This window comes from Kineococcus glutinatus (assembly GCF_039542765.1).
In the GTDB taxonomy this organism is placed as follows: Bacteria; Actinomycetota; Actinomycetes; order Actinomycetales; family Kineococcaceae; genus Kineococcus_A; species Kineococcus_A glutinatus.
In genome coordinates, this window is sequence record NZ_BAABIL010000636.1 from 1 (window position 1) to 3900 (window position 3900).

General features: G+C 78.6%; 5 protein-coding genes. 2 read left to right on the forward strand and 3 right to left on the reverse strand.

What is annotated here, in order from left to right; translation table 11 throughout:
- From ABEB16_RS19370 to ABEB16_RS19380, 3 genes are all read right to left on the reverse strand, one after another.
- On the reverse strand, nucleotides 1-509 hold a 509-nt coding region (locus tag ABEB16_RS19370; protein ID WP_345713847.1), incomplete at its 3' end, for a ribonuclease D.
- Between the two features lie 150 nt (nucleotides 510-659).
- Nucleotides 660-1262 carry a LuxR C-terminal-related transcriptional regulator gene (locus ABEB16_RS19375; protein ID WP_345713843.1) on the reverse strand — a complete coding sequence of 201 codons (603 nt, stop codon included), beginning with the start codon at nucleotides 1260-1262 and terminating at the stop codon, nucleotides 660-662.
- 128 nt (nucleotides 1263-1390) lie between these two features.
- On the reverse strand, nucleotides 1391-1981 hold the full coding sequence (locus tag ABEB16_RS19380; protein ID WP_345713844.1) for a DUF3000 domain-containing protein: 591 nt from the start codon (nucleotides 1979-1981) through the stop codon (nucleotides 1391-1393).
- Between the two features lie 255 nt (nucleotides 1982-2236).
- Between ABEB16_RS19380 and hemE the strand changes: the two genes are divergently transcribed.
- Nucleotides 2237-3247, forward strand: coding sequence for a uroporphyrinogen decarboxylase (gene hemE, locus ABEB16_RS19385; protein WP_425560260.1), 1011 nt, complete (start codon nucleotides 2237-2239; stop codon nucleotides 3245-3247).
- The coding region (gene hemG, locus ABEB16_RS19390; protein ID WP_345713846.1) for a protoporphyrinogen oxidase at nucleotides 3244-3900 on the forward strand (657 nt) is incomplete at its 3' end. The genes hemE and hemG, both read left to right, overlap by 4 nt.

A 3900-nucleotide genomic window follows, 5' to 3' on the forward strand; every position in this document is an offset into this window, starting at 1 on the left:
CGCACGTCGACGAGCACCTCCACGTCGAGGGCGGCGTACGTCAGCCACGGCTCGGGCAGCGGGCGCGTGGACCAGTCCACCGCCGAGTGCTCCTTGGCGAGGCGGATGCCCAGCAGCTCCTCCACGACGGCGCCCAACCCCACCCGCGGCAGCCCCGCCAGCCGCGAGCCGAGCTCGGTGTCGAACAACGACACCGGGCGCATGCCCAGCTCGGCCAGGCACGGCAGGTCCTGGCTGGCGGCGTGCAGCACCCACTCGGCGTCGGAGATCGCGGCCCCGAGCTCGGACAGGTCGGGCAGCCCGGTGGGGTCGACGAGCGCGGTGCCCGCCCCGGCGCGGCGCAGCTGGACGAGGAAGGCGCGCTGCCCGTAGCGGTAGCCGGAGGCGCGCTCGGCGTCGACGGCGACGGGGCCGCTGCCGGCCCGCATCGCGGCGATGACCGCGGCCAGCCCCGCCTCGTCGCTGACGACGGGGGGCAGCCCGTCCCGCGGGGCGTCGAGCAGGGGCAGCGGCGCGGCCGCGGCGGTGTCCTGACCGGCCGGCGCGTCCGGGCCGGGTGCCGGCGGGCGCTGCTCGCGTGCGTGGGCTGCCACGGCACCACGGTACGCACCGGCCGCCGCGCGCCGGTGGGCGGCAGGCCGGTGCGGGTCAGCGACGGGTCACTGGATGACGCCGGCCCGCAGGCAGATCGCGACCATCTCGGCGCGGTCGCCCGTGCCGAGCTTGCGCGCGATGCGCGCCAGGTGGCTCTTCACGGTGAGGGCGGACAGGCCGAGCAGGGCGCCGGTGTCCTTGTTGGAGCGGCCGTCGGCGACGTGCTGCAGCACCTCGATCTCGCGCTCGGAGAGGCCGTCCACCCCGCTGTCGCCGGGGCGGGTGCCGTCACCGCCGCCCTCGGGGCGGCTGGTGACGAGGTAGCAGCGCACCCCGGCGGCGACGGCGCCGCGCACCGCGAACGGGTCGGCGTTCGTGGACAGCACGACGCAGCGGTTCCAGCCCGCCGCGCGCAGCTCGGAGACGAGCTGGGCGCCGGAGCCGTCGGGCAGGCCCGCGTCGGCGACGAAGAGGGCGCGGGGACCGGTGCGCGCGAGGGCGCGGGCCTGCGCCACGCTCGTCGCGTGCTCCACGTGCGCGGCGCCGAGCAGGCGCAGCGTGCGGGTGACGGACTCGCGGGTCGCGGGGTCGGCCACCGCCACCAGCGCCGCGAAGCGACCGAGCCGCGAGGGCACCGCCATGCCTGGGCGTTCCACCAGGGCAGTCATCGAGGTCCTCCTGCGGACACGGGAACCCGCCCGTCGCGGATCCCTCCCCGATGACCATCGGTCGCGCCCGTGGCGGACTTGACACCGCCGTGGCGCCGGGCTGCGGGCCTCGTCCGGCCTGCCACCGCTCAGCGGGGGTGCTGGGCGAGGGGCACGACACCCTCCGGCAGCGGGGGCAGCCCGGCCACGGAGCACAGCAGCACGCACCACGCCTGCAGGTGCGCCTCGGCGTCGAGGTCGCCGTCGGGGCCCGGCGCCGGCGTCCAGGACGCGCGGACCTCCACGTCCACCGACGCCTCCCGGTGGGACAGCTCCCCGTACGACTCCGACACGACCCGCGTGACGGTACCGCCCAGCCGGACGGCGTCGGCCCCGGCGGCGCGCAGGCCGTCCTCCAGCCACGACCAGGCCACCGGGCCCAGCAGCGGGTCCGCGCCGAGGTCGGCCTCGAGGTCGGCGCTGGCCAGGGTGACGACGCGGAAGCGCCCACCCCACTGCGCGGGGGCCGCCGGGTCGTGCAGGAGCACGAACCGGCCGGTGGCCAGCTCGTCGCCGTCGCGGACGACCTCCCCGGCGAGCGCGAAGGACTGCGGCGCGATCCGCGCGGGCGCCGGCACGGCCGCCAGCCGCACCTCGGGGCGCAGGCGCGCCTCCTGCAGGCCGGCGGCGGCCCGGTCGAACGCCGTCGGCCGGGGGCCGGGGACCCGGGGCACCTTCACACCCCGACCATAAGCAGGGACGGGCCGCACCGGGGTCCCGGCACGCCGGGACCCCGAGCACCCGGGTGACCGGCGACGGGTCCGGCGACGGGTCCGGCGACGGGTCCGGCGACGGGTCCGGCGACGGGTCCGGCGACGGGGTCCGGCGCCGGCGAGCGGGCGCCGGCGTGCGACCATCGGGGGGTGCTGACCGGGAAGTCCCCTTACCTGCAGGTGTGCCGGGGGCTCCCGGCCGACCGCGTCCCCGTGTGGTTCATGCGCCAGGCCGGGCGCTCGCTGCCCGAGTACCGGGCGGTGCGCGCGGGCGTGCCCATGCTGGAGAGCTGCCGCCGGCCCGAGCTCGTCACCGAGATCACGCTGCAGCCGGTGCGCCGCTACGGCGTCGACGCGGCGATCTTCTACTCCGACATCGTCGTGCCCCTGGCCGCGGTCGGCCTGGACCTCGACATCGTCCCGGGCACCGGTCCCGTCATCGCCGAACCGGTGCGCACCCGCGCCGACCTGGAGCGCATCCCCGAGCTGCACCCCGACCAGCTCACCCACGTCACCGACGCCGTGCGGATGATCGTCGCCGAACTCGGCGACACCCCGCTCATCGGGTTCGCGGGGGCGCCCTTCACCCTGGCCAGCTACCTCGTCGAGGGCGGGCCCTCCCGCGACCTGCACCGCACCAAGGCCATGGCCCACGGCGACCCGGACCTCTGGCACGCCCTGCTGCGCCGGCTGGCCCAGATCTCCGGGGCCTTCCTGCGCGCACAGGTCGAGGCGGGTGCCTCGGCGGTGCAGCTGTTCGACTCCTGGGTGGGCGCGCTGCCCGCGGACGGCTACCGCGGGCTGGTGGCCCCGCACTCGGCGGCGGCCCTGGCGGCGGTGGCGGACCTCGACGTGCCCCGCACCCACTTCGGCACCGGCACGGGGGAGCTGCTGGCGGACATGGCCGCGCCCGCCGGCGTGGACTGCGTCGACGTGCTCGGCGTGGACTTCCGGGTGCCGCTGGACGAGGGCGCCCGCCGGGCCCGCGCCGGGGCGGGGCGGGCGCTGGCGGTGCAGGGCAACCTCGACCCCGCCCTGCTGCTGGCGCCGGCCGACGTGCTCGTCCGCGCCGTGCGCGAGGTGCTGGCCGCCGGCGACCGCACCCCGGGGCACGTCTTCAACCTCGGCCACGGCGTGCCGCCGGGCGCGGACCCGGGCGTGCTGCAGCGCGTCGTCGACGAGGTGCACGCCTGGACGCCGGCCCGGCGCGAGGTCGGGCACCCGGTGGCGTGAGCGCCGCCGCCCCCCGCCGTCCGCGGGTCCTGGTCGTCGGTGGCGGCATCAGCGGGCTGACCGCCGCGCTGCGCCTGGCACCGGCGGCCGACGTCGTCGTGCTGGAGGCCGCCGACCGCACCGGTGGGGTGCTGCAGCCGGTGGAGGTGGCCGGTGCGGTCGTCGACGCGGGCGCGGAGTCGCTGCTGGCGCGCCGCCCGGAGGCGGTGGGCCTGACCCGCGAGGTCGGGCTCGGTGCGGACCTGGTGCACCCGGCGACGACGCGGGCGGCGCTGCGGGTGCGCGGTGCGCTGCACCCGCTGCCCGCGGGCACGGTGCTCGGCGTACCCGGGCGCGCCGAGCAGCTGGCGGGGCTGCTCGACGCCGGGGAGCTGGCCCGGGTCGCCGCCGAGCCGGGGCTGCCGGCGCCGCCGCTGACGGCCGACGTGGCGGTGGGGGAGTACGTGGCCGCCCGGCTCGGCCCGGCCGTCGTCGACCGCCTCGTGGAGCCCCTGCTGGGTGGTGTCTACGCCGGCTCCGCCGCCCGGCTGTCGCTGCGGGCCACGGCTCCGCAGCTGTGGGCGCACGCCGAGCGCGGTGGGTCCCTGCTGCACGCCGTGCGCGAGGCGGCGCGCCCGCAGCCCCCGGCCGGTGCGGCGTCGGTGTTCCTCGCG

Excerpts from the sequence above, each read along its gene's own strand:
- hemE (WP_425560260.1), top strand. The coding sequence starts at position 2,237 with ATGCGCCAGGCCGGGCGCTCGCTGCCCGAGTACCGGGCGGTGCGCGCG.
- ABEB16_RS19375 (WP_345713843.1), bottom strand. The coding sequence starts at position 1,262 with ATGACTGCCCTGGTGGAACGCCCAGGCATGGCGGTGCCCTCGCGGCTC.